The sequence below is a fragment of the Plantactinospora endophytica genome, assembly GCF_016862915.1.
Taxonomy (GTDB): Bacteria; Actinomycetota; Actinomycetes; order Mycobacteriales; family Micromonosporaceae; genus Plantactinospora; species Plantactinospora endophytica.
In genome coordinates this window covers 172835-192422 of record NZ_BONW01000016.1, presented here as the reverse complement: position 1 = coordinate 192422, position 19588 = coordinate 172835, and the positions used below count along the sequence as shown (strand labels likewise).

Genomic DNA, 19588 nt, shown 5'->3' with positions numbered 1-19588 from the left:
CGGACCCACAGCCCGCCGTCGGCGGGGCACGGTGTGCGGCGGCCGGTCAGGCCCGCAGCTCGCCGTTGACCCGGCGGGGGATGCCGAGGGGGTTGGCCGCGCGCAGCGCCGCCGGCAGTAGTTCGTCGGGAAGTCCCTGGTAGGCGACCGGGCGCAGGAACCGGCGCAGCGCGGTGACCCCGACCGAGGTGTGCAGCGAACCGGTGGTCGCCGGCCACGGCCCGCCGTGCTGCATCGCCCAGGTCACCGCCACCCCGGTCGGCCAGCCGTTCCAGATCACCCGGCCGGCCCGCCGGGCGACGAGGTCGACCACCCGGGCCGCCACCGGGTCGTCGGCCCCCTCGCCGTGCACGGTGGCGGTCAACGCTCCGGGTACGACGGCCAGCGCCGCCAGCAGTTCCGCCTGGTCGGCGTACTCGACCAGCAGGGCGGCCGGGCCGAAGCACTCCTCCAGCAACTGGTCGGCGTGCCGGACGAGGTCACCGGCCGAGACCGCCAGCAACTGGGCGCCGGCCCGGTAGCCGGGCTGGTCGACCGGGGCGGGCGGGACGACGGTCCGTACCCCGGGCACCGCCGCCAGGGTGGCCGCACCCTCCTGGTAGGCGTCCCGGATCCGGGCGTTCAGCAGCGGGCCGAAGGAGGCGGCGCCGACCGCCTTGCCGAGTACCCCGTCCAGGTGGTGTCCGGCGGGCACGAAGAGCAGGCCGGGCTTGGTGCAGAACTGGCCGGAGCCGAGGGTGACCGAGCCGACGAACGCCTCGGCGATCGCGTTGCCCCGGGCGGCGAGCGCCGCCGGGGTGACCACTGTCGGGTTCAGAGAGCCGAGTTCGCCGTAGAACGGGATCGGGTCGGGGCGGCCCGCGGCCAGTTCGGCCAGGGCCGCGCCACCGGCGGCGGAGCCGGTGAACGCCCCGGCCGCGATGGCCGGATGGGTGATCAGGGCCCGACCGGCCGCCATGCCCCGGACCACCGCGAACGTGCCGACCGGTGCGCCGCCCTCGGCGAGCGCGTTGGTGACCAGCGCACCGCACAGGTCGGAGAGTCCCGGATGACCGGGGTGCGCCTTCACCACCACCGGGCAGCCGGCGGCCAGCGCGCTCGCCGTGTCGCCGCCGGGCACCGAGAAGGCGAGCGGAAAGTTCGACGCGGCGTAGACCGCCACCGGACCGACCGGGACCAGCATCCGGCGCAGGTCCGGCCGGGGTGCCGGCAACGCGTCCGGATCGGGCAGGTCGATCACCGCCTCCAGGAACGATCCTTCGAGTACGGCGTCCGCGAACATCTCCAACTGCACCCGGGTCCGGGTCAGCTCGGTGTTCAGCCGGGGTACCCCGAGTCCGGTCTCGGCGTCGCCGAGCGCGACGATCTCCGCCCGGGAACCCTCAAGCGCGGCGCCGATCCGGCGCAGCAGGTCGGCCCGGGTGCCCAACGGCAGTGCCGCGTACGCCGGGGCGGCGGCGGCCACCACCCGGCAGACCGCGTCCAACCCGTCGGTGCCGGTGTGCGGCACCGGATCACCGACCGGCTCACCGGTGTAGGGGTTCATCGGCTGGTCGACGTCCATGCCAGTCTCCACGGGTGCGATCGGGGTCACGGGGCGATTACCAGTTTCCGCAGCGCGTCGTCGAGGGTGGCGGCGTCCACTCCGCCGGGCCAGCCGCGCAGCAGCGAGCCGCCCTTGGCGACCAGGATCACCGCCGGTGGCTCGCGGACCGCGTACGACCGCGCGATCTGCTGGCCGGCGTCGACCAGTACCGGATATTCCACCCGGTGCTGGCGCAGGTACTCCTGTAGGCCGTCCGGCTCGTCCTCGCCGGCCACCCCGACGAAGACCACCCTGTCACGGTAGCTCCGGGACAGCTCGCTGAAACCGTCCTGCCGCTCGGCGCAGGTGTTGCACCAGGAGGTGAAGAAGGTCAGCACCACCGGCCGGTCGCCCCACAGCTCCGCCACGGCGAGCGAACTGCCGTCGGTGAGCGTACCGGTGACCTTCGGCGCGGCCGGCGAGTCGGTCGGCGCGGGTCGCAGGGCGAGGCCGCTCGGCACCGGTCCGGGCAGTACCTCCGCACCACCGGCCACCGGGGCCGCCGGTCGCGCGTCCCCGCCGTCCCCGCCGTCGCCGGTGCAGCCGGCGGTACCCAGCGCGACCGCCACGGCGATCCCGGCGGCCAGTACGGCGAGCGGTCGTCGGCCCATCACGCCTCCTCGGCGCATGCGTCGGCGCCAGGCCACACCGGAGCCGGCCGGTACGTCCGCCCGGGCGTCGACCCGTCGGCCGAGGATGCGGCGGTCACGACGGCACCACCGCGACCAGCGCGGGTCCTTCGCTGTCGTCCCTGGTCAGCGGGATCGGCCGGCGGTCGTCCACGATCAGCCGGTACGCCTTCCGGTCGGCCACCGAGACCGGTACGGCGAACTCGCAGAAGGTCGGGATGCGCGGCACTTCCAGGTCCTCCTCGAAGGTGCGGACCGACTTGCCGGGCGGCAGTTCTCCCTCGGCAAGCGTCTCGCCGTCGCCGTCCACCACCCGGTACCCGGCCTTGTTGTGGAAGTAGGTGTACGGCCCGGTGCCGGCGCACTCGACGCCCTCGGGCCGGATGTTGATGTCCCGCACCAGCACCCGGACGGTCATCGCGGCGCGCGGCTCCTCGTCGCCGCCGCAGCCGGCCAGCGGCCCGAGCAGCAGCAGCGGCAGTACCGCGATCAGGCGGCCGTGGCGGACCTGCCGCATCTTCCCTCCGGGGTGGTCGGAGCGAGGTGCCCGGGAGGCGGCGCCGTGCGCGCCACCTCCCGGGCGTCCCGCCGAGCGCGTCAGGACTTCTGGACGCGGCACTGCTTGGTCACGGTCTTCGTCGGGTCGCTCTCCGACTTCGCGGTGAGCTTGACGACGCCCGTCTGGGTCGCGGACGGGGTGGCCCCGACCGAGACCCGTACCGTGGTGGACTTGCCGAACCCGGCCGTGGCCAGCGCGTTCGGCACCTCCACCCGCCAGCCGCTGCCGTTCACCTCGGCGGAGAGCCGGTACACGTCGGACTTGAGGTAGGCCGTCGCGTTCTCCGGGTGCGCCTGACCGCCGGCCGCGTACGCGCCCGTGTTGGTCAGGGTGAACGAGCAGGTCACGCCCCGGTTGGTGGGCCGGGTCGCGGTGCTCACCTCGCCGTTGGACAGGGCAACGCCTCGGCTGCTCTGGCCGGCGCCGTCGAGCGAGCGCACCGCCACCGTGTACGACAGCTCACCGTCGGCGTTGCGCTTCAGGTCGAGTACGTAGAAGTGCAGCCGGTTGGCCTCGTCCACGTACTCGTACTCGCTGCCCGACCGGGTGCCGGCGTGGAACAGCGCGTCGGAGAGCTGCCGGTAGTCCCCCATGGTGATCTTCTGCGGGGTGCCGTTCGGCTGGTAGAAGTCGATCATGTCGATGTCCTGCGGGTTGGCGTCGACCACCCAGACGAAGGGAGCGCTGTCGGCGTTCTTCGTCTTGGACACCAGCACGCCGCTGTCCGGGGTGAACGAGTCCGCACCCATCCGGTCCACGACCTCGACGGTGTAGTTGTTGTAGCTGCCGCCGTCGCAGAGCGGGTCGGTGCTGGTGTCGCAGGCCGGCGACCGGTCCCGGTTCATCGCGATGTTGATCCCGGTGAGCCCCTTCGGACCGGCGTCCACCGCCCGGGCGGTCACCGTCGCCACCACCATGCCGGAGGTGGCCAGCGCCTCCCGGCTCAGCCGGAGCAGGTGCTCCTCACCGAGCAGACCGATCTTCATCTTGTCCCGCACGGTGTGCAGCGAACCCATCGAGCCGCCGTTGACCGGCGGGATCTGCCACCGGGTGTGCGGACCGCCGGGCCCGTTGAACGAGCCACGCGACATCATGCTCCAGATGCCGGTGTACGCCCGCCGCAACGGGGTGCCGTACGGGTTGTTGTAGTTGTCGCCGATGCTGAGCAGGTGGCTCAGCTCGTGCGCGTACACGCCCATGCCGGAACTCTCGGCCTGGGTCGAGGAGCCGCCTCCGGCGTTCGGCCAGATGGTCGACGCCGCCTTCCAGGAGGTCCACGGGACGTACCGGGTACTCGCGTAGTTCGGCAGGTTCGGGTCCGGCGGACCCCACGCGTCCGGCACGTCCTCCTTGGTCTGGAACATCATCTGGCCGAACTCCTGCCAGGTGGACGACTCGTCCTGCCCGGCGGAGAGGATGAAGACCAGCTCGAACGAGTTGGCCACCTCCTCGCCGACCGCCGCCCGCCAGGCGCCCAGCCCGTCGGTACGGATGTTCTTGGCGCACTGCTCGCCGCTCGGGCAGGCGCCCGGGTTGAAGCCGTTGTCGATGCCGTACTGGTAGGACTTGGCCGGCATCTCGTACGGGCCGAAGCCGGTCAGGTCCACCCCGTACCGGCCGTTCGAGTCCTGCATCCAGTACTCGTGCAGGGTGTGACCCTTGTTCAGGTCGTTCGGCCTGTTGAGGAAGTCGGTGTAGAAGGTCGAGACCTGGTCACGCGGGATGTTCGCCGCCGTCGACTGGGGGTTGCCGAAGACCGTCGAACGGGCCCGCTGGGTGACCACGAACGGCTGGTCCGGGTAGTCGAGGGTGACCAGAGCGATCTTGAAGTTGCGGACCGATCCGGAGACGGTCGGGTCGGCCCAGTTCGTGTTCGGCGGCGTGACGTAGTCGTCCCAGGTCATCCCGTCCGGGTTCACCCAGGACTGCGGGTCGAGTACGTCGAACGGGCCGGTACCGCCGGCCGGGTTGCCGGGTGCGGCGGCGGCCGGGGTCGTGGCGACGCCGGCGACCAGCGCCGCCGCGAGGGTCGCGGCCAGCGCCGAGCGCCAGGCCACGCGTCTATTGGACAGTAGGTGCATCCAGTCACCTCTCGTTCGGTTCGGGAACGCCGGCGGCGCTTCCACAGCGGTGCGCGGGCCGGCTCCGTCCGGTCGGTGGGCCAGCAGGGAAGCCTGTCCCGACACCTCGGCATGATCATCCATGATCACGCCGACGCGAATCTATGCGGCACGACCCGCGGCGTCACCCTACAGATGTCGGCCGGTACCCCGACCGGTTCCGACACCTGCCGAAGCCCTCCGCCCCGGACCGACCAGATCGGACGCCCCGGACCGGACGAGCCACCCGAAGCCAACGGCCCGGACCGCGAAGATTCAGATCTGGAAGCCCTCGGGAAACGGGTCCTCGGGGTCGAGCAGGTACTGGGCGGTGCCGGTGATCCAGGCCCGGCCGGTCACCGTCGGTACCACCGCCGGCAGGTCGCCGACCACAGTGGTCTCGACCAGCCGACCGGTGAACCTGGTCCCGATCACCGACTCGTTCACGAACGGCGTGTCCAGGTCGAGCAGGCCCCGGGCGTACCGCTGGGCCATCCGGGCCGACGTGCCGGTGCCGCACGGCGAACGGTCCACCCAGCCGGGGTGGATCACCACGGCGTTGCGGGCGTCGGCGCCGTCGGTGCCGTCCTGCACCACCTGCACGTGCCGGCAGTCGTCGATCGCCGGGATCGTCGGGTGCCGGGGCGGCGCCTGCTCGTTGATCGCGTCCATCACCCGCAGCCCGCGCCGGATCAGCTCCGGCACCGCCGCCGGCTCGACCGGCAACCCGAGGTCGGTGGCGTCCACGATGGCGTAGAAGTTGCCGCCGAACGCCATGTCGTAGCGGATGGTGCCGATCTCCCCGCCCACCTCGACTTTCCGGTCGGCGGCGAGCAGGAACGACGGCACGTTGCGTAGCGTCACCCCGGTGGCCCGGCCGTCCCGGACCGCCACGTCGACGCTGACCAGCCCGGCCGGGGTGTCCAGCCGGATGGTGGTGACCGGCTCCACCACCGGCACCATCCCGGTCTCGACCAGCACCGTCGCCACCCCGATGGTGCCGTGCCCGCACATCGGCAGGCAGCCGGAGACCTCGATGAACAGCACCCCGACGTCGGCGTCCGGTCGGGTGGGCGGCTGGAGGATCGCCCCGGACATCGCCGAGTGGCCGCGCGGCTCGAACATCAGCAGCCGGCGCAGCCCGTCCCGGTCCCGCTCGAAGAGCCGCTTGCGGTCCAGCATCGTGTCGCCGGGCAGCACGCCGACGCCGCCGGTGATCACCCGGGTCGGCATTCCCTCGGTGTGCGAGTCGACGGCGGAAAGGACGAGCCGGCTACGCATCGGCGTCGGCCTTCAACGCCCGCTCCATGTCCTTGGTCACCTGGATCCGGACCGGCTCGGCGAGGGCACCCCGGGGCGGCCGGCACGGACCGCCGTACCGGCCGGCGAGTTCCATGCCGAGCTTGATGGCCTGGACGAACTCCGGCTTCGAGTCCCAGCCGAAGATCGGGTGCAGTTCGGTGTAGAGCGGCAGCGCCGCCGCCAGGTCGCCGGCCCGGCACAGCTCGTAGAGGCGTACCGAGAGCTTGGGCAGCGCGTTCGGGAAGCCGGCGATCCAGCCGGTCGCCCCGCAGACCACCAGTTCCAGGAGTACGTCGTCGGCGCCGGCCAGCACGTCCAGGTGCGGGGCGAGGTCGCGGATGCGGTGCAGTCGGCGTACGTCCCCGCTGAACTCCTTCACCGCCACCACCCCGTCGGTCTCGGCGACCGTGGCCAGCAGTTCCGGGGTGAGGTCCACCTTGGTGTCGAACGGGTTGTTGTACGCCACCACCGGCAGTCCGACCGCGGCCACCTCCCGGTAGTGCGCGAGCACGTCGATGTCCCGGGCCGCGTAGGTGTTCGGCGGCAGCGCCAGTACGGCGTGCGCGCCGGCCGCCTGCGCCTGCTCGGCCCAGTGCCGGGACTGCCGGCTGCCGTACCCGCCGACACCCGGCACCACCGAGAAGCCCTCCGGGGCCGCCTCGGCGGTGGCCCGCACCACGTCGGCCCGCTCGGTGTCGGAGAGGTTCTGGTACTCCCCCAGCGAACCGCACGGGGTCACCCCGTGGCAGCCCTCCTCGGCCAGCCACCGGACGTGCTCCTGGAGCCGGTCGAAGTCGACGGAGAGGTCGTCGCGGAACGGCGTGGGGATGGCGACGACGACACCCTGCCATGGTTTGCGAGAGTTCACTGGGGTGGTCCTTCCTCGGCGACGGCACCCAGCGGCACCGGCATGACGATCTGACGCTTGGCGAAGTCTTCGAGCGGCTGGTCCCGGCCGGACGCGGCGGCGAGCAGGCAGGCGGCGGCCCGGCCGCAGACCCGGCCCTGGCACAGCCCCATCCCGACCCGGGTGACGAGTTTCAGCGCCCGGATGTCGTCGAGGCCGTACCCGGTCACGTCGGCGCGGAGCCGGCCGGCGGTGACCTCCTCGCACCGGCAGACCACGGTGTCGGGGCGCAGCCACTCCGTCCAGCCGTCCGGCACCCGGTGCACCCGGTGCATGGCGGCGGCGAACCGGCGTTGCCGGGCGGCCCGGCGCAACACCGGCGCGGCGGCCCGGCCCAGCCCGGCGTCGTCGAGCAGCCCCAGCCGGTGCGCGGCGGCGAGTCCGGCCAGCCGCCCCTCGTCGACGGCCAGCCCCGCCCCACCGACCCCGGTCGCCTCGCCCGCCACCAGCACCCCCGGTACGCTGCTGCGACCCAGCTCGTCCACGGTGACCACCAGGCTGCCGTCGGCCGGGTCGATCCGGGTGGCGCAGCCGAGCGCGACGGCCAACTCGACCGACGGGGTGAAGCCGTACCCGACGCAGACGGCGTCGACCGGAACGGTCCGGGTCACCTCGCCGGGCCGCCAGTCGGCGTCGACCCGGCGCACCGTGGCACGCAGTCCGGCGCCGTCCTCGACCACCTCGGTCACCGCCTGGGCACGCCAGAGCGGGATCCGGTGTCGGCGCAGCGCCGCGAAGTGCCGGGCCGCCTCGGCGAGCTTGCCCGGCTGACCTGCGACCGCCAGCGGATGGCGGGACCAGCGGTGCAGCGGTGCGGCCTCCACCACCCCGGCGACCTGGGCGCCGGCCGAGGCCAGTCCGGCCGCGACGACGAGCAGGAACGGGCCGGTGCCGGCCACCAGTACCCGCCGGCCGACCAGCACGCCCTGGCCCTTGGCGAGCGCCTGGGCGCCCCCGGCGGTGACCACTCCCGGCAGGTCCCAGCCGGGAAACGGCACCACGCGGTCGTACCCGCCGGGGGCCAGCACCACGACGGGCGCCGTCAGGGTGTCCGGGCCGGCCGGACCGAACAGCCGCAGCGTCACCGCACCGGCGGGCCCGCCGCTGGACGAGTGCCGACGGCTCGAAGGCCACGTCTCGCTCGGGTCGTCGCCGGCCGGCTCGGCCGACCAGACCTGGTGCCCGGACCGGAAGGTGATCCGGGGATGCCCGCCGGCCTGGCGCAGCAGGTCGCCGGCCCGACCGGGATGCGGGTCCGGCCGGACGCCGGCCACGGTGGGCTGGCGCAGGTACTGCCCGCCGGGCCGCTGGCCGAGGTCGACCACGGTGACCTCGGCCCCGGTCTCCGCCGCCGCTACGGCGGCGGCGAGTCCGGCCGGGCCGGCACCGACCACGGCCAGCCGCGCCGCGCCTCGGCGGTGCTCCGACCGGCGGTCCGGCGCACCGCTGCTCATCGGACTCCCTCGCCGGCGTCCGGACCGCCGACCCCGGCCCCACCACGGCCGGAGTCGGCGGTCGTCCCGGGCCGCTGACCGGTCTCGACGGTGTCGCCGGCCGCGGCCGGGCGCAGGCAGGCCCGCACGTTCGGCTCGCCGTTGCAGACCACCAGGCAGTCGAAGCAGATCCCGATGCCGCAGAAGACGCCGCGCGACGAACCGGCGAACCGGGTACGCCGGGTCGACCGTCGACCGGCGGCCAACAGTGCCGCCGCCAGGGTCTGCCCGGCCCGCACGGGCACCGCTGCACCGTCGACGGTGATGGTGAAGCCGTCGGCGGTACCGGGCTCAGGCGGCGGCACGGGCGGCCTCCACCTCGGTACGGAACCGGGCCGGGTCGAACGGGCCCAGCGCCAGGTCGGGCCGCTCACCGCTCACCACCTGCGCCACCAGGTGCGCGGTGGCCGGTGCGAGCCCGATCCCGGCCCCCTCGTGCCCGTGCGCGTGCACCAGCCCCGGTACCCGCGAGTCGGCGCCGATCACCGGCAGGTGGTCCGGGGAGAACGGCCGGAAACCGTGGTAGACGCGCATCGCCCGGACCGCCGCCAGCGGTGGGAAGAGCCGTACGGCGCCCTCGGCGAGCCGGCGTACCGCCTCGGCGTTGTACCGGTGGTCGAAGTCCACCAGCTCCCGGGTCGCACCGATCAGGATGGTGCCGGCCGGGGTGCCCTCGACGACTGTCGAACTCTGCAACCCGGCGTCGCCGCTGGCCACGTTGTCCAGGTAGTCGGCCGAGTAGACCTTGTGCCGGACCAGCGGCGGTACCGGCTCGGTGACCAGGATGAAGCCCCGGCGCGGCGCGACCGGGGTGTCGGCGCCGGCCAGTCCGGCGAGCGCGCCGGCCCAGGCGCCGGCCGCGTTCACCACGTGCCCGGCGGCGACCGGGCCGGCACCGGTCCGCACCCCGACCACCCGGCCGCCGGCGTCCCGGCTCAGCCCGGTGACCTCGGTCCGCAGCCGCACCTCGGCGCCGTCGGCCCGGGCGGCGGCCAGTAGGGCGGCGGTGGCCTTGGCCGGCATGAGCTGCATGTCCTGCGGATAGAAGAGGCCGCCGGCCAGCTCCGGGGTGATCGCCGGCTCGCGCTCACGCACGCCGGCCGGATCCAGCGACTCGACCAGTACGCCGGCCGCCGCCTGTGCCCGGGCGGTCGCCCGCAGCCCGGCCAGCCCGGCCGCGCCGTCGGCGCCGGGGCCGACGCCGGTGACCACCAGGCCGCCCTTGGCCTCCAGCTCGATGTCGCCGTACCGGTCGCCGAGTTCGGTCGCCCAGCGCCGCCAGAGTCCGTTGCTGAACAGCGCCAGCTCCAGCTCCGGGCCGGGCAGTTTGTCCGACACCAGCAGGTTCCCCTCGCCGGACCCGGTGGCCCCGGCGACCAGGCCGGCCCGCTCCAGTACCGCCACCGTCAACCCCCGGCGGGCACAGGCGTACGCGCAGGCCGCACCGACGATGCCGGCGCCGACCACCACCACGTCGAAACTGCCCGCCATGCCCTTCCCTCCTTCAGCCGGCTGGACCACCTCCGCGCACCGGCCGGCGCGTGGAGGTGGTCCAGCGGTCCGTTCCGCTACCGGGCCACCTGGCAGGTGGCCGTCGCCGTCCGGCTCGGATCGCTCTCCGACCTCGCGGTCAGGGTGACCCGGCCGGTCTGGGTCGCACCGCTGGTGGCCGTGGCCACCGCCCTGACGTTCACGGTCCGGCCGAACTCGGCCGTGGTCAGCGCGTTGGGCAGGGTGACCGTCCAGCCCTGCCCGGCGACCGTGGCGGAGAGCCGGTAGACGTCCGCACGCAGGTACGCCGACGCGTCCTCCGGGTGGGCCTGGCCGCCGGCCACGTACCGGCCGGTGTTGTTGACGGCGAAGGTGCAGGTCGCGCCCCCGTTGGTCGGGCTGCCGGTGGGGCTGCCGGAGGTGGCCGCCGTGACGCCGCGTACCGAGTTTCCGGACCCGTCCAGGTGCCGCACCCCCAGGGTGTACGACAGCACCCCGTCGGCGCCGACCCGCCGGTCGATCACGTAGAAGTGCAGCCGGTTGGCGGTGTCGACGTACTCGTACTCGCTGCCGGAGCGGGTGCCGGCGTGGAACAGCGCGTCGTTGAGCTGCCGGTAGTCGGCGATCGTCCGCTTCACCGGGGTGCCGTCCGGCCGGTAGTAGTCGACCATGTCGATGTCCTGCGGGTTGGCGTCGACGACCCAGGTGAAGCAGGTGTAGCCGCAGGTGTTCGTCTCGGCGTCCTTGTTCTTGGCCAGCAGCACCCCGTTGTCCGGGGTGAACGAGTCCGCGCCGATCCGCTGCACGGTCTCCAGGCTGTACCAGTTGTAGACCGGGCTGCCCGGACAGAGCGGGTTGGTGTTGATGTCACAGGCCGGGGTGAGGTCCCGGTCCATGCCGATCCGGACACCCTGGATGTCCCGGGCCGCCGGCACCGCCGTACGCGCCTTCACGGTCACCACCGCGACGCCGGAGGTCCGCAGCGCCTCCCGGGAGAGCCGGAGCACCTGCGCCTCGGCGATGTGCCCGAGCTTCAGCTTGCTGCGCAGGGTCTGCCCGGCCGGCATCGCCGCGCCCTGGGCGGCCGGTACCACCCAGCGGTTGTGCGGGCCACCCGGCCCGTTGAACGAGCCCCGGTCCATCACGTCCCAGGTGCCCGAACCCACCCGCCGGTACGGCGACACGTACGGATTGTTGTTGTTGTCGGCGATCCCGAAGGTGTGCGCGATCTCGTGCGTGATGGTGCCGGAGCTTTCGCCCTGCCGCATGCTGGACGAGCCCCAGAGCTGGGAGCCGGCCTTCCAGGAGGTCCAGTCGACGTAGCGGGACCGTACCCAGTTCGGCAGGTTCGGGTCCGGCGGCCCCCAGGCGTCCGGTACGTCCTCCTTGGTCTGGAACATCATCTCGCCGAACTCCTGCCAGACCGACGTCTCGTCGTAACCGGCGTAGACCCGCAGCACCAGGTCGAACCGGTTGCGCACGTCGGAGCCCTCGGCGGCCCGCCAGAGCGTGTCCACGTCCGCGTCCAGGTTGCCGTTGCAGGTGGAGCCGGCCGGGCAGCCGCCACCGTTCTGCCCGATGTCGTTGAGCCCGTACTCGAACTGCTTGCGCGGCAGCCGGTACGGCCCGAACGGGGTGAACTCGGCCCCGATCCGCCCGTTGGTCTGCTCCATCCAGTACTCGTGCACGGTGTGCCCGTGGTTGAGCGTGCTCGGCCTGCCCCAGAAGTCGGCGTAGAACCGGGACACGTCGGCCCGGGCGACCGGCGCGACCTGCGGGTTGCGGAACAGGTCGGAGCCACGGTTCTGGGTGATCACGAACGGCTGGTCGGGATAGTCGGCGGCGACCAGGGCGATCCGGAGCTTGCGCTGGCTCGGCTGCCGGGTCGGGTCGGCCCAGTTCGCGCCGGGTACCGCCCGGTAGTCGTCCCAGGTCATCGTCTCCTGGTCCTGCCAGGTCTGCGGGTCGACCGGGTCCAGTGCCGCGGCCCGGGTGCCCGGTCCGGCCTGCGCCGGTCCGATCCCGGGTCCGCTGAGCAGGGCGGTCGCGGCGACGACCGCGACGGCCGCGGTGAACGCCCTGCGGAGCTGGTGTGTGCGGTTAGCGCGGCGCAACGCATCTCCTTCGGGTCGGAAACTCGGGTCGGTGCTGCGGTGCTGCGGTGCTGCGGTGCTGCGGTGCTCGACCGCTCGGGGTGCTGATCGGCTCGACCGCTCGACTGCTCTGGTGTTCGGGGGGCTCGACTGCTCTGGTGTTCGGGTGTTCGAGGGGGCTCGACTGCTCGGGAACGTGCGCGGTCCGGGGGCGCGGGGGTGGCGCCACGGTCGCGGCATGTCGCAAGCACGGTAAGGACATCGACGTTTCCAGGTCTTCGGACAGATGCAGGAAGCCCGCTGGGTGGATCAGGACTTCTGTCGGGACTTGTGCCGTACGCCCCGAACCTCTTGCGTACCGGGCCGGTGCCGTCGGAGGGTAAGGACCGGCGGTGCCCGACGTCGGTGCCCCGGCGGTGCGGGCCGCCCACCGGCCACGAGGAGGATCAGGGGAAGGCATGCACGCGGAGCTGCAACGCATCGTCGACGCGGTGGCGGCCCGGGTGGGCCGGCCGGCGCTGATCGAGGACCGCCGGCAGCGGGTGGTCGTGTACAGCGAGCACACCGGCCTGATGGACGACGTACGCCGGACCTCCATCCTGCGCCGGCACACCACGCCCGAGGTCATCTCGTGGTTCCACGACGTCGGCATCATGAAGGCCCGGACTCCGGTCCGCACCCCGGCCTGCCCCGAACTGGACCTGCTGCCCCGGCTCTGCGTGCCGATCACCCACCACGACCTGCTGCTCGGGTTCGTCTGGTTCATCGACGCCGACGGCGGCATGACCGACGGCGACATCGAGACCGTGACCAGGGCGATGTCCGACCTGTCCCTTGCCCTGTACCGGGAGAACCTGCTCGGCGAGCTGGCCTCGCAGCGGGAGGCGGAGGCGGCCCGGGCGCTGCTTGTGGACAGTCCCGAGATCCGCACCGAGGCGGTCCGTTCACTGCTCGCCGAGGGGGTGGTCGCCGCCGACGGGTCGGCGAACGCGGTGGTGGCGCAGCTCGTCCCGGCCCGGGGACAGGTACTCGACGAGGTGGCCCGGATCGCCCTGGAGCAGATGCTGGTGGCCACCCGCCGTTGGGTCGGGATCCGCGAGGCGCTGCACCTGATCCGGCACGACCAGGGCGTACTCCTGATCTGCGGCGGCCAGGGCGCCGGCCGTCCGTCCGCCGAGGCGACCGCCAAGCACCTGAGCGACGCGCTGCACAAGGCGACCCGGAGCCTGCCCTCGGTGGCCCGGGTGGTGGTCGGCATCGGCGAGCCCCGCTCCCGGCTTGCCGACGTCGTGCACGCCTACGACGAGGCGCTCCAGTCGGCCCGGGTGGGTGGGCAGCTCTCCGCGCTCGGCCCGATCATCTCCTGGTCCAACCTCGGCATCTACCGGATGCTGTCCCGGATGAACGGCCAGCACCTCGACGTCGCGGGCGTGCATCCGGGGCTGGACCGGCTGCTGCGCGACGACTCCAACCAGGTGCTGTTGGAGACCCTGGAGGCGTACCTCGACCTGGCCGGGAACGCGCACGCCACGGCCGAGCAGCTCCGGCTGCACCGCACCACGCTCTACTACCGGCTGCACCGGGTGGAGCAGCTCGCCGAGACCGATCTCAAGGACGGCAACGAACGGCTCTGCCTGCACCTGGCGCTGAAACTCGGCCGGCTCACCGGCCACTACCGCCCAACCAACTGAACCGCCTGGTCGCGGCGGCCCGAGCCCGACCGGCGCTCGAAGCCTGACCGCCCGCCCGTCAACGCGGATCGCCGGGGTGAGCCCGGGACCCGTGCGGTCACCTCAGTCGACCGGACCGTCCCGGCCGGCGTCCGGCGGCGCCAGCCGGCTGCGGTACGAGTCGATGAGCGCCTGGCCGGCCGGGTCCTCGGCGCCGAGCGACCGTACCGTCGCCTCGGTCACCTCGCGCAGCAACTCCGTCCCGGCGGCCCGGACGGTGGCCAGGATCTCCGCCGCCACCCGGGCCGCCGGCCATTGCCGGGTCCGCTCGTCCAACCGGAGGTCGACGAGGATCCCGGACGGGTCGAGCGTCACCTCCACCAGCCCGTCCGGGTTGCACGTGGTCACCCGCAACCCGGTCAGTTGGCGGGACAGCTCGGCCGTCCGGTCGGCACGGTCGGCGAACGACGCCTGCCAGGCACCCACCCGGCGCTGCGCCGCGTCCAGCTCCGCCTTGTTCTCCCACATGCCAGATCCCTCCCCGCCCGCCGGGTATCCCGTCGACAAGTCTGCCGGGTGGGCGCCGGCGCGACCTGCCGGAAGGGTGGGAACGGGTGGTCCACAGGTCTGCCGGCGAGGTAGGAACAGGCGACTCCCAGGTCCCGGCAGGGTCGTCCAAAGGTCTCTCGGCAGGGTCGGGACGGTCCGGTCAGAGGTCCCGGCGCTGGAAGGAGATTGCCGCCAGCCCGAGGGCGAGCACGACCCAGAGACCGGTCCAGGCGAGGTAGGTGGGAGTGAGCGCCGACTCGCTCAGGAACGGGTGTCCCTTGAACGCCTCCTGGAACTGGACCAGCAGGCTCGGGTCCTGGAAGGCGTTCATGGCTCCGCGCCACAGGCCGTCGGTCGGCAGCAGCATCCGGGAGACGGTGCCGATCCGGGCGACACTGTCGTTGCCGAGCGCCTCGCCGAACGCGCCGACCACCCCGCTGATCCAGGTGGCGCCGAAGAGACCGACCGCCACGATGCCCGACGCCATCGGCGAGACGGCGGTGGAGAGCAGCAGGCCGAGGGTGAGCAGGACGGCGGTCTGCGCGGCCAGCAGCCCCAGACCGGTCACCGGCCGTGGTGGCCAGTAGCCCGTGGTGACCACGACGATCAGGAGCTGGGTGAGTCCGGCCACGGCCACGAAGCCGCAGCCGAAGGTCACCAGGCCCAGCCACTTGCCCACCAGTACCGCCGCGCGGCGGACCGGACGGGCCAGCACCGCCAGCGCGATCCCGGTCTCGGTCTCGCCGGCCAGGGTGGGGCCGGCGAGGAACGCCGTGCCGAGCGCGGCGGTCAGGCTCAGGCCGAACATCACCAGGTTGAGGACCAGGGCGGCGACCAACCGGGCCTCGCCGCTGGTGAGCCCGCCGAACTCGGCGTCGATCCGGGAGAAACCGAAGGCGCTGAGCCCGAGCAGCACGACCGTCAGGGCGACGAGCGCCAGCAGTACCCGGCGACGTGCGGCCTCCCGGATGGTGAGCGCGGCGACGGTGAACACGGTACGGGCGGTCATCGGTGCTCCTCGGTGGGACCGGTACGGAGGATGTCGAGCAGCCGCTCCTCGAGGCTGATCCGCCCCGGCTCGACGGCGTGTACGCGTACCCCGAGCCGGACCAGGTCCGCCACCAGCTCGGGTACGATGCCGCCGTCCTGCTCACCGGGGAGCGTGACGGTGAACGTGTCCCCGGTACGGGTGAGCGGGCCGGCGGCGGCCAGCCGGGCTTCCGCCTGCGCGTCCACCCCGTCCAGGCGGAGCCGCAGTTCGCGCTGACCGAGCAGCTCGGCAAGGGTGCCGGAGGCGACGACCCGGCCCTTGTCGAGGATGACGACCCGGTCGCAGACCCGCTCGACCTCGCCGATGAGGTGCGAGTTGAGCAGGACCGCGACCCCACGGGCCTTGAGGGCGAGCACCAGGTCCCGCACGTCGGCCCGACCGACCGGGTCGAGGGCGCTCGTCGGCTCGTCGAGGATGACGAGTTCGGGGCGGGCCACGAGCGCGACGGCCAGCCCGAGGCGCTGCTGCATGCCCTTGGAGAAGCCGCCGACCCGGTCGGTGGCGCGGTCGGCGAGGCCGACCGTGGCCAGGCATTCCTGCCGCTCCTCGGCCGGCACGGTGAGACCGGTGAGCCGGACGTGCAGCGCCAGCACCTCGGCGGCGGACAGCCATGGCTGGTAACGGAAGAGTTCCGGCAGGTAGCCGACGCGGGCCCGGGAGGACGGGTCCCGCCCCGGTCGCCCGAGCAGCAGCACTTCGCCGGCGTCCGGCCGGACGAGGCCGAGCAGCATCTTGATCACGGAGGTCTTGCCGGCTCCGTTGGGCCCGAGCAGGCCCACCACCTCGCCCCGACCGACGGTGAGCGACACGTCGTCGACCGCCGTCCGTCGCCGGTACCGCTTGCGCAGACCCGAGCACCAGACCGCCGGTGACGGGGACAGGTCGGCGACGAGCCGCTGCGCGGAGTCGAGAGCCGAGACCTCAGCCGCAGGGGTGTCACGCGACGGGACGTCGGAGGAGGGGGTGTCACGCGACGGGACGTCGGAGGAGGGGATGTCACGGGACGGGACGTCGGAGGAGGAGACGGCACGGGACGGGACGTCGGAGGAGGAGACGTCGGCGGAAGAGCGGCCCCGGGAGGAGACGTCGGGGGAAGGGGTGCCGCCCGGCCGGGCGGTGGGGCCGGTCATCATCGGTCCCACCGCAGCCCCCGGGCCACCGACAGCACCTCGTCAGTGCTCAGCGAGCCGGCCACCGCGTTGACGATGCCGTCCTTGACCCAGAACACGGCCGCGAGGGCGCCGTCCCGGGTGTGCAGTACGGTGGCCGGTGCGCCGTCGACCTCGGCGGAGAAGCTGGTCTCCCGACCGGTCTTCACGATCAGGGGCAGCGTCGTACCGGTGTCGGTGAAGCCGCGCAGTTGCGACGCCACGTCCGCCGGCAGGCCGGGCAGCGAGAGCAGGTAGTCGCGGGCCGTCTCGAACGGGATGCCCGAGGAGTAGACGGTCGGCGCGACCACCCGGCCGACGATCATGGCGGGCCTGCCCTGCGACTGCGACCAGACCGCGGCGAGGCCCGGACCGGCGGTCATCCGGAACGGGCTGCCGTCGAGGCCCGGCGGGGGCGGCGGCAGCGGCTTGCCGGCGGACGCCGCAGTTTGCGCCGCCGTCGCCGTCGAGAAGGTGAACGTGGCGCTCACCCGGTTGCCGACGTGGTACGTCGGCTGCCCGGTCACGCCACGGGGCAGCTTGGCCACCCTCGGGGCGGTGAGACCGGTGACCTTCTGCGCCGCAGCGGCGTCGGCGACGGCGCGGACGTCGGCGACCTCGGTCACCTTGGCCTCGCCGTAGGCGGAGAGGTCGGGCAGGCTCAGCAGGTCGGCATGGGTGACGGTGATCGGGGCGATCCGCTCGGTACGGAAAATCGGCAGCCAGTTCGCGGCAGCGGCGGCGGTGGCCCCGGTCAGCAGCGCGACGACGGCGACACCGGCGATCACCGGGCGGCGCAGTGCCGTACCCCAGCGCGGGACGCGGGCGGTGATCGCCGTTCGCCGGGGCTCGGCCGTGGCGACGGCGTGGGACAGGCGCTGCCAGCCGGCCTCGACGTCGGCGGTGACCTCGACGTCGAGTACCGCGCTGGTGACCGCCGCGTCCCGGCGGGCGGTGGCGAGCCCGGACAGGCACTGCGGGCAGCCCGTGACGTGCTCGCGGTCGGCGTCGGCGACGCCGGCTGGCTCGTCCACCAGCCGGCGCAGCGTGCCGTCAGTCGGATGACGCATGCCGGTTCAACTCCTTGCGTAGGGCGGACTCGGCGCGGCGCACCACGGTGCCCACGCTGCCGGGGGACAGATCGAGAGCGGCGGCCACCTCGGCGTAGCTCAGGCCGCTGTGCCGCAGTACCAGGGCTACGGCCTGCCGGCGGGGTAACCGGGCCAGTGCCGCCCGCACCCGGCGCCGTTCGTCGAGGGTCACCACCAGGTCGGCGACGTCAGGACTGACAGGGGCAGCGCCACTTACCGCCTCCTCCCGGGAGGCGCGACGCCGGCCGGTACGGAGATGGTTGAGCGCGGTGTGCGCAGCGGCGACACAGAGCCACCCGACCGCCTCCGCCGCCGGCACCGAGGAGCGGCCGAACGCCAGGAACACCTCCTGCGCCACGTCGTCGGCCTGGTCCCGGGAGCCGAGTACCCGGGCGGCGACCCCGACCACCCGTGGATAGGCGGCCCGGAAGACCCGTTCGAGATCAGGTCGGATGGCGTTCCGTCCCGCAGGAGTCGACACTGCCACGGCATCCTTCCGTCCGGCTCGCCCGGCCGCCCTGCTGCCGCCCCGGGACGGCAGCGCGCTGGCGACGGCGGCCAGTGCCGTCACACCGTGCCCGACGAGTTCCACATCTTCCTCCACATCTTTCAAGCACCGCCGGCCCGCCGGATGTGACATCCGCCGACCGGAAAACTTCGGAACTCCTTCCACGGCTGCGCCCCGCCCTGGCGAGTTCAGGCCGACACCTCGGCGGACAGAGCACACCGCCCCCGCCGAGCCGACGCCCGTCCCGGCGGACAGAGCGCCCCGGCCCGCCAGCCGCGCCGCGTCGGTCCGGAGCGGTCCGTCGGCGGGCGTGCCGGCCCCACATCACCCGGCTTCGAGTTCCGAGGCTTCGGCGGCTGGCCAGGCGTTGGGACCGGCCGGCGGAGGCGACCCGTCGGTGATCTCCCAGCCCCGGCGCCCCGCAGCCCGTCCACCGTCCATGATGGCCGGACGCCCGTCCGTGCCGGCCCGAGATGTCCTATAGGATCCACCGGGACACGGGTGAGACCCTCCGGAAGAAGGATCAATGACGGAGCAGGACCGACCGACTCCCGTCGGTATCGACACCTCGAAACCGAGCATCGCGCGCGCCTACGACGTCGTCCTCGGCGGTAAGGACAACTTCGCGATCGACCGCGCCGTCGTCGGCGAGATGCTCAAGATCGTGCCGCAGCTTCCCGAGGTGGCGGCCTACAACCGGCAGATCCTCAGCCGAGGTGTCCGCTACCTGGTCGAAGAGGCGGGCATCCGCCAGTTCATGGATCTGGGCTCCGGACTGCCGACCCGGGAGAACACCCACCAGGTGGCGCAGCGGTCGGCGCCCGAGGCCCGGGTCGTCTACGTCGACAACGACCCGATCGTGCTGGCACACGGCCGGGCGCTGCTGGTCGAGAACGAGAACACCACCGTGGTCACCGCCGACCTGCGGGACCCGGAGGCCGTGCTCGCCAACCCCGAGGTGCGGAGCTTCATCGACTTCTCCCAGCCGGTCGGGGTACTGCTCGTCGGCATCCTGCACCACCTGCACGACAGCGAGGACCCGCAGGGCGTCGCCAAGGCGTACATGGACGCGGTGCCCTCCGGCAGTCATCTGTTCATGACCAGCTTCTGCGCGTCCTTCCCCGAGGCCGCCGCGCTCGAGGAGACCTACCTGAGCGTGCTGGGCACCGGCCGGTTCCGTACCCTGGACGAACTTCAGGGGTTCTTCGGAGACCTCGAAATGGTCGAGCCGGGCCTGGTGTCCCTGCCGGAATGGCGGCCGGAGACTCCGCTCGGCCACGAGCTGACCGTGGCCGAGCGCCTGATGGCCGGCGGCATCGCCCGCAAGCGCTGACCTGTCGCGCCCGGGTCGCACGAGGACGACGTACGGGCGCGGGCCGGTGAAGCCGAACGGAAGGCTCCGACTGCTTCGAT

17 protein-coding genes are annotated in these 19588 nt (G+C 73.1%); 2 read left to right on the top strand and 15 right to left on the bottom strand.

Annotated elements, in window-relative coordinates:
- Positions 1-46: 46 nt before the first annotated feature.
- From Pen02_RS16890 to Pen02_RS16845, 10 genes are all read right to left on the bottom strand, one after another.
- Positions 47-1564, bottom strand: coding sequence for an aldehyde dehydrogenase (NADP(+)) (locus Pen02_RS16890; protein ID WP_239140864.1), 1518 nt, complete (start codon positions 1562-1564; stop codon positions 47-49).
- Between the two features lie 26 nt (positions 1565-1590).
- Positions 1591-2196 carry a TlpA family protein disulfide reductase gene (locus tag Pen02_RS16885; RefSeq protein WP_203867005.1) on the bottom strand — a complete coding sequence of 202 codons (606 nt, stop codon included), beginning with the start codon at positions 2194-2196 and terminating at the stop codon, positions 1591-1593.
- A 94-nt stretch (positions 2197-2290) separates the two neighbouring features.
- Positions 2291-2731: a hypothetical protein gene (locus Pen02_RS16880; RefSeq protein WP_203867004.1), complete on the bottom strand. Its 441-nt coding sequence runs from the start codon at positions 2729-2731 to the stop codon at positions 2291-2293.
- Between the two features lie 80 nt (positions 2732-2811).
- Complete coding sequence (locus tag Pen02_RS16875) at positions 2812-4854, bottom strand: M6 family metalloprotease domain-containing protein (RefSeq protein WP_203867003.1); 2043 nt, start codon at positions 4852-4854, stop codon at positions 2812-2814.
- Between the two features lie 294 nt (positions 4855-5148).
- Positions 5149-6153, bottom strand: a complete 1005-nt coding sequence (locus Pen02_RS16870; protein ID WP_203867002.1) for a proline racemase family protein — start codon at positions 6151-6153, stop codon at positions 5149-5151.
- Complete coding sequence (locus tag Pen02_RS16865; RefSeq protein WP_203867001.1) at positions 6146-7042, bottom strand: dihydrodipicolinate synthase family protein; 897 nt, start codon at positions 7040-7042, stop codon at positions 6146-6148. Before Pen02_RS16865 ends, Pen02_RS16870 begins: the two co-directional genes overlap by 8 nt.
- On the bottom strand, positions 7039-8535 hold the full coding sequence (locus Pen02_RS16860; RefSeq protein WP_203867000.1) for an FAD/NAD(P)-dependent oxidoreductase: 1497 nt from the start codon (positions 8533-8535) through the stop codon (positions 7039-7041). Before Pen02_RS16860 ends, Pen02_RS16865 begins: the two co-directional genes overlap by 4 nt.
- On the bottom strand, positions 8532-8879 hold the full coding sequence (locus Pen02_RS16855) for a (2Fe-2S)-binding protein (RefSeq protein ID WP_239140862.1): 348 nt from the start codon (positions 8877-8879) through the stop codon (positions 8532-8534). The genes Pen02_RS16860 and Pen02_RS16855 overlap by 4 nt, the downstream gene beginning before the upstream one ends.
- Positions 8866-10065: an NAD(P)/FAD-dependent oxidoreductase gene (locus Pen02_RS16850; RefSeq protein ID WP_203866999.1), complete on the bottom strand. Its 1200-nt coding sequence runs from the start codon at positions 10063-10065 to the stop codon at positions 8866-8868. Before Pen02_RS16850 ends, Pen02_RS16855 begins: the two co-directional genes overlap by 14 nt.
- Positions 10066-10142: 77 nt before the next feature.
- Complete coding sequence (locus Pen02_RS16845) at positions 10143-12179, bottom strand: metallopeptidase domain-containing protein (protein ID WP_203866998.1); 2037 nt, start codon at positions 12177-12179, stop codon at positions 10143-10145.
- Between the two features lie 437 nt (positions 12180-12616).
- Between Pen02_RS16845 and Pen02_RS16840 the strand changes: the two genes are divergently transcribed.
- Complete coding sequence (locus Pen02_RS16840) at positions 12617-13849, top strand: PucR family transcriptional regulator (protein ID WP_203866997.1); 1233 nt, start codon at positions 12617-12619, stop codon at positions 13847-13849.
- Between the two features lie 102 nt (positions 13850-13951).
- Here the strand turns inward: Pen02_RS16840 and Pen02_RS16835 are convergent, their stop codons facing one another.
- The 5 genes from Pen02_RS16835 to Pen02_RS16815 all read right to left on the bottom strand — a co-directional run bounded on the left by Pen02_RS16835 (position 13952) and on the right by Pen02_RS16815 (position 18271).
- Positions 13952-14356: a YbaB/EbfC family nucleoid-associated protein gene (locus tag Pen02_RS16835; protein WP_203866996.1), complete on the bottom strand. Its 405-nt coding sequence runs from the start codon at positions 14354-14356 to the stop codon at positions 13952-13954.
- A gap of 181 nt (positions 14357-14537) precedes the next feature.
- The gene (locus Pen02_RS16830) at positions 14538-15386 is read right to left on the bottom strand and encodes an ABC transporter permease (protein WP_203866995.1); all 849 of its coding nucleotides are present in this window, start codon (positions 15384-15386) and stop codon (positions 14538-14540) included.
- The gene (locus tag Pen02_RS16825) at positions 15383-16561 is read right to left on the bottom strand and encodes an ABC transporter ATP-binding protein (RefSeq protein ID WP_239140860.1); all 1179 of its coding nucleotides are present in this window, start codon (positions 16559-16561) and stop codon (positions 15383-15385) included. The genes Pen02_RS16830 and Pen02_RS16825 overlap by 4 nt, the downstream gene beginning before the upstream one ends.
- Entirely contained in the window at positions 16558-17646 is a 1089-nt protein-coding gene (locus Pen02_RS16820) for a hypothetical protein (protein ID WP_203866994.1), read from the bottom strand. Before Pen02_RS16820 ends, Pen02_RS16825 begins: the two co-directional genes overlap by 4 nt.
- The gene (locus Pen02_RS16815) at positions 17630-18271 is read right to left on the bottom strand and encodes a sigma-70 family RNA polymerase sigma factor (RefSeq protein ID WP_239140859.1); all 642 of its coding nucleotides are present in this window, start codon (positions 18269-18271) and stop codon (positions 17630-17632) included. Before Pen02_RS16815 ends, Pen02_RS16820 begins: the two co-directional genes overlap by 17 nt.
- Before the next feature lie 430 nt (positions 18272-18701).
- Here Pen02_RS16815 and Pen02_RS16810 point away from each other — a divergent pair, with 430 nt between their 5' ends.
- Entirely contained in the window at positions 18702-19508 is an 807-nt protein-coding gene (locus Pen02_RS16810) for an SAM-dependent methyltransferase (RefSeq protein WP_203866992.1), read from the top strand.
- Positions 19509-19588: the final 80 nt, after the last annotated feature.

Bases quoted from the DNA above. Each gene is read 5' to 3' on its own strand.
- Pen02_RS16825 (WP_239140860.1), bottom strand. From the start codon at position 16,561: ATGATGACCGGCCCCACCGCCCGGCCGGGCGGCACCCCTTCCCCCGAC.
- Pen02_RS16830 (WP_203866995.1), bottom strand. From the start codon at position 15,386: ATGACCGCCCGTACCGTGTTCACCGTCGCCGCGCTCACCATCCGGGAG.
- Pen02_RS16840 (WP_203866997.1), top strand. From the start codon at position 12,617: ATGCACGCGGAGCTGCAACGCATCGTCGACGCGGTGGCGGCCCGGGTG.
- Pen02_RS16880 (WP_203867004.1), bottom strand. From the start codon at position 2,731: ATGCGGCAGGTCCGCCACGGCCGCCTGATCGCGGTACTGCCGCTGCTG.
- Pen02_RS16870 (WP_203867002.1), bottom strand. From the start codon at position 6,153: ATGCGTAGCCGGCTCGTCCTTTCCGCCGTCGACTCGCACACCGAGGGA.
- Pen02_RS16850 (WP_203866999.1), bottom strand. From the start codon at position 10,065: ATGGCGGGCAGTTTCGACGTGGTGGTGGTCGGCGCCGGCATCGTCGGT.
- Pen02_RS16875 (WP_203867003.1), bottom strand. From the start codon at position 4,854: ATGCACCTACTGTCCAATAGACGCGTGGCCTGGCGCTCGGCGCTGGCC.
- Pen02_RS16885 (WP_203867005.1), bottom strand. From the start codon at position 2,196: ATGGGCCGACGACCGCTCGCCGTACTGGCCGCCGGGATCGCCGTGGCG.
- Pen02_RS16835 (WP_203866996.1), bottom strand. From the start codon at position 14,356: ATGTGGGAGAACAAGGCGGAGCTGGACGCGGCGCAGCGCCGGGTGGGT.
- Pen02_RS16890 (WP_239140864.1), bottom strand. From the start codon at position 1,564: ATGGACGTCGACCAGCCGATGAACCCCTACACCGGTGAGCCGGTCGGT.
- Pen02_RS16820 (WP_203866994.1), bottom strand. From the start codon at position 17,646: ATGCGTCATCCGACTGACGGCACGCTGCGCCGGCTGGTGGACGAGCCA.
- Pen02_RS16860 (WP_203867000.1), bottom strand. From the start codon at position 8,535: ATGAGCAGCGGTGCGCCGGACCGCCGGTCGGAGCACCGCCGAGGCGCG.
- Pen02_RS16810 (WP_203866992.1), top strand. From the start codon at position 18,702: ATGACGGAGCAGGACCGACCGACTCCCGTCGGTATCGACACCTCGAAA.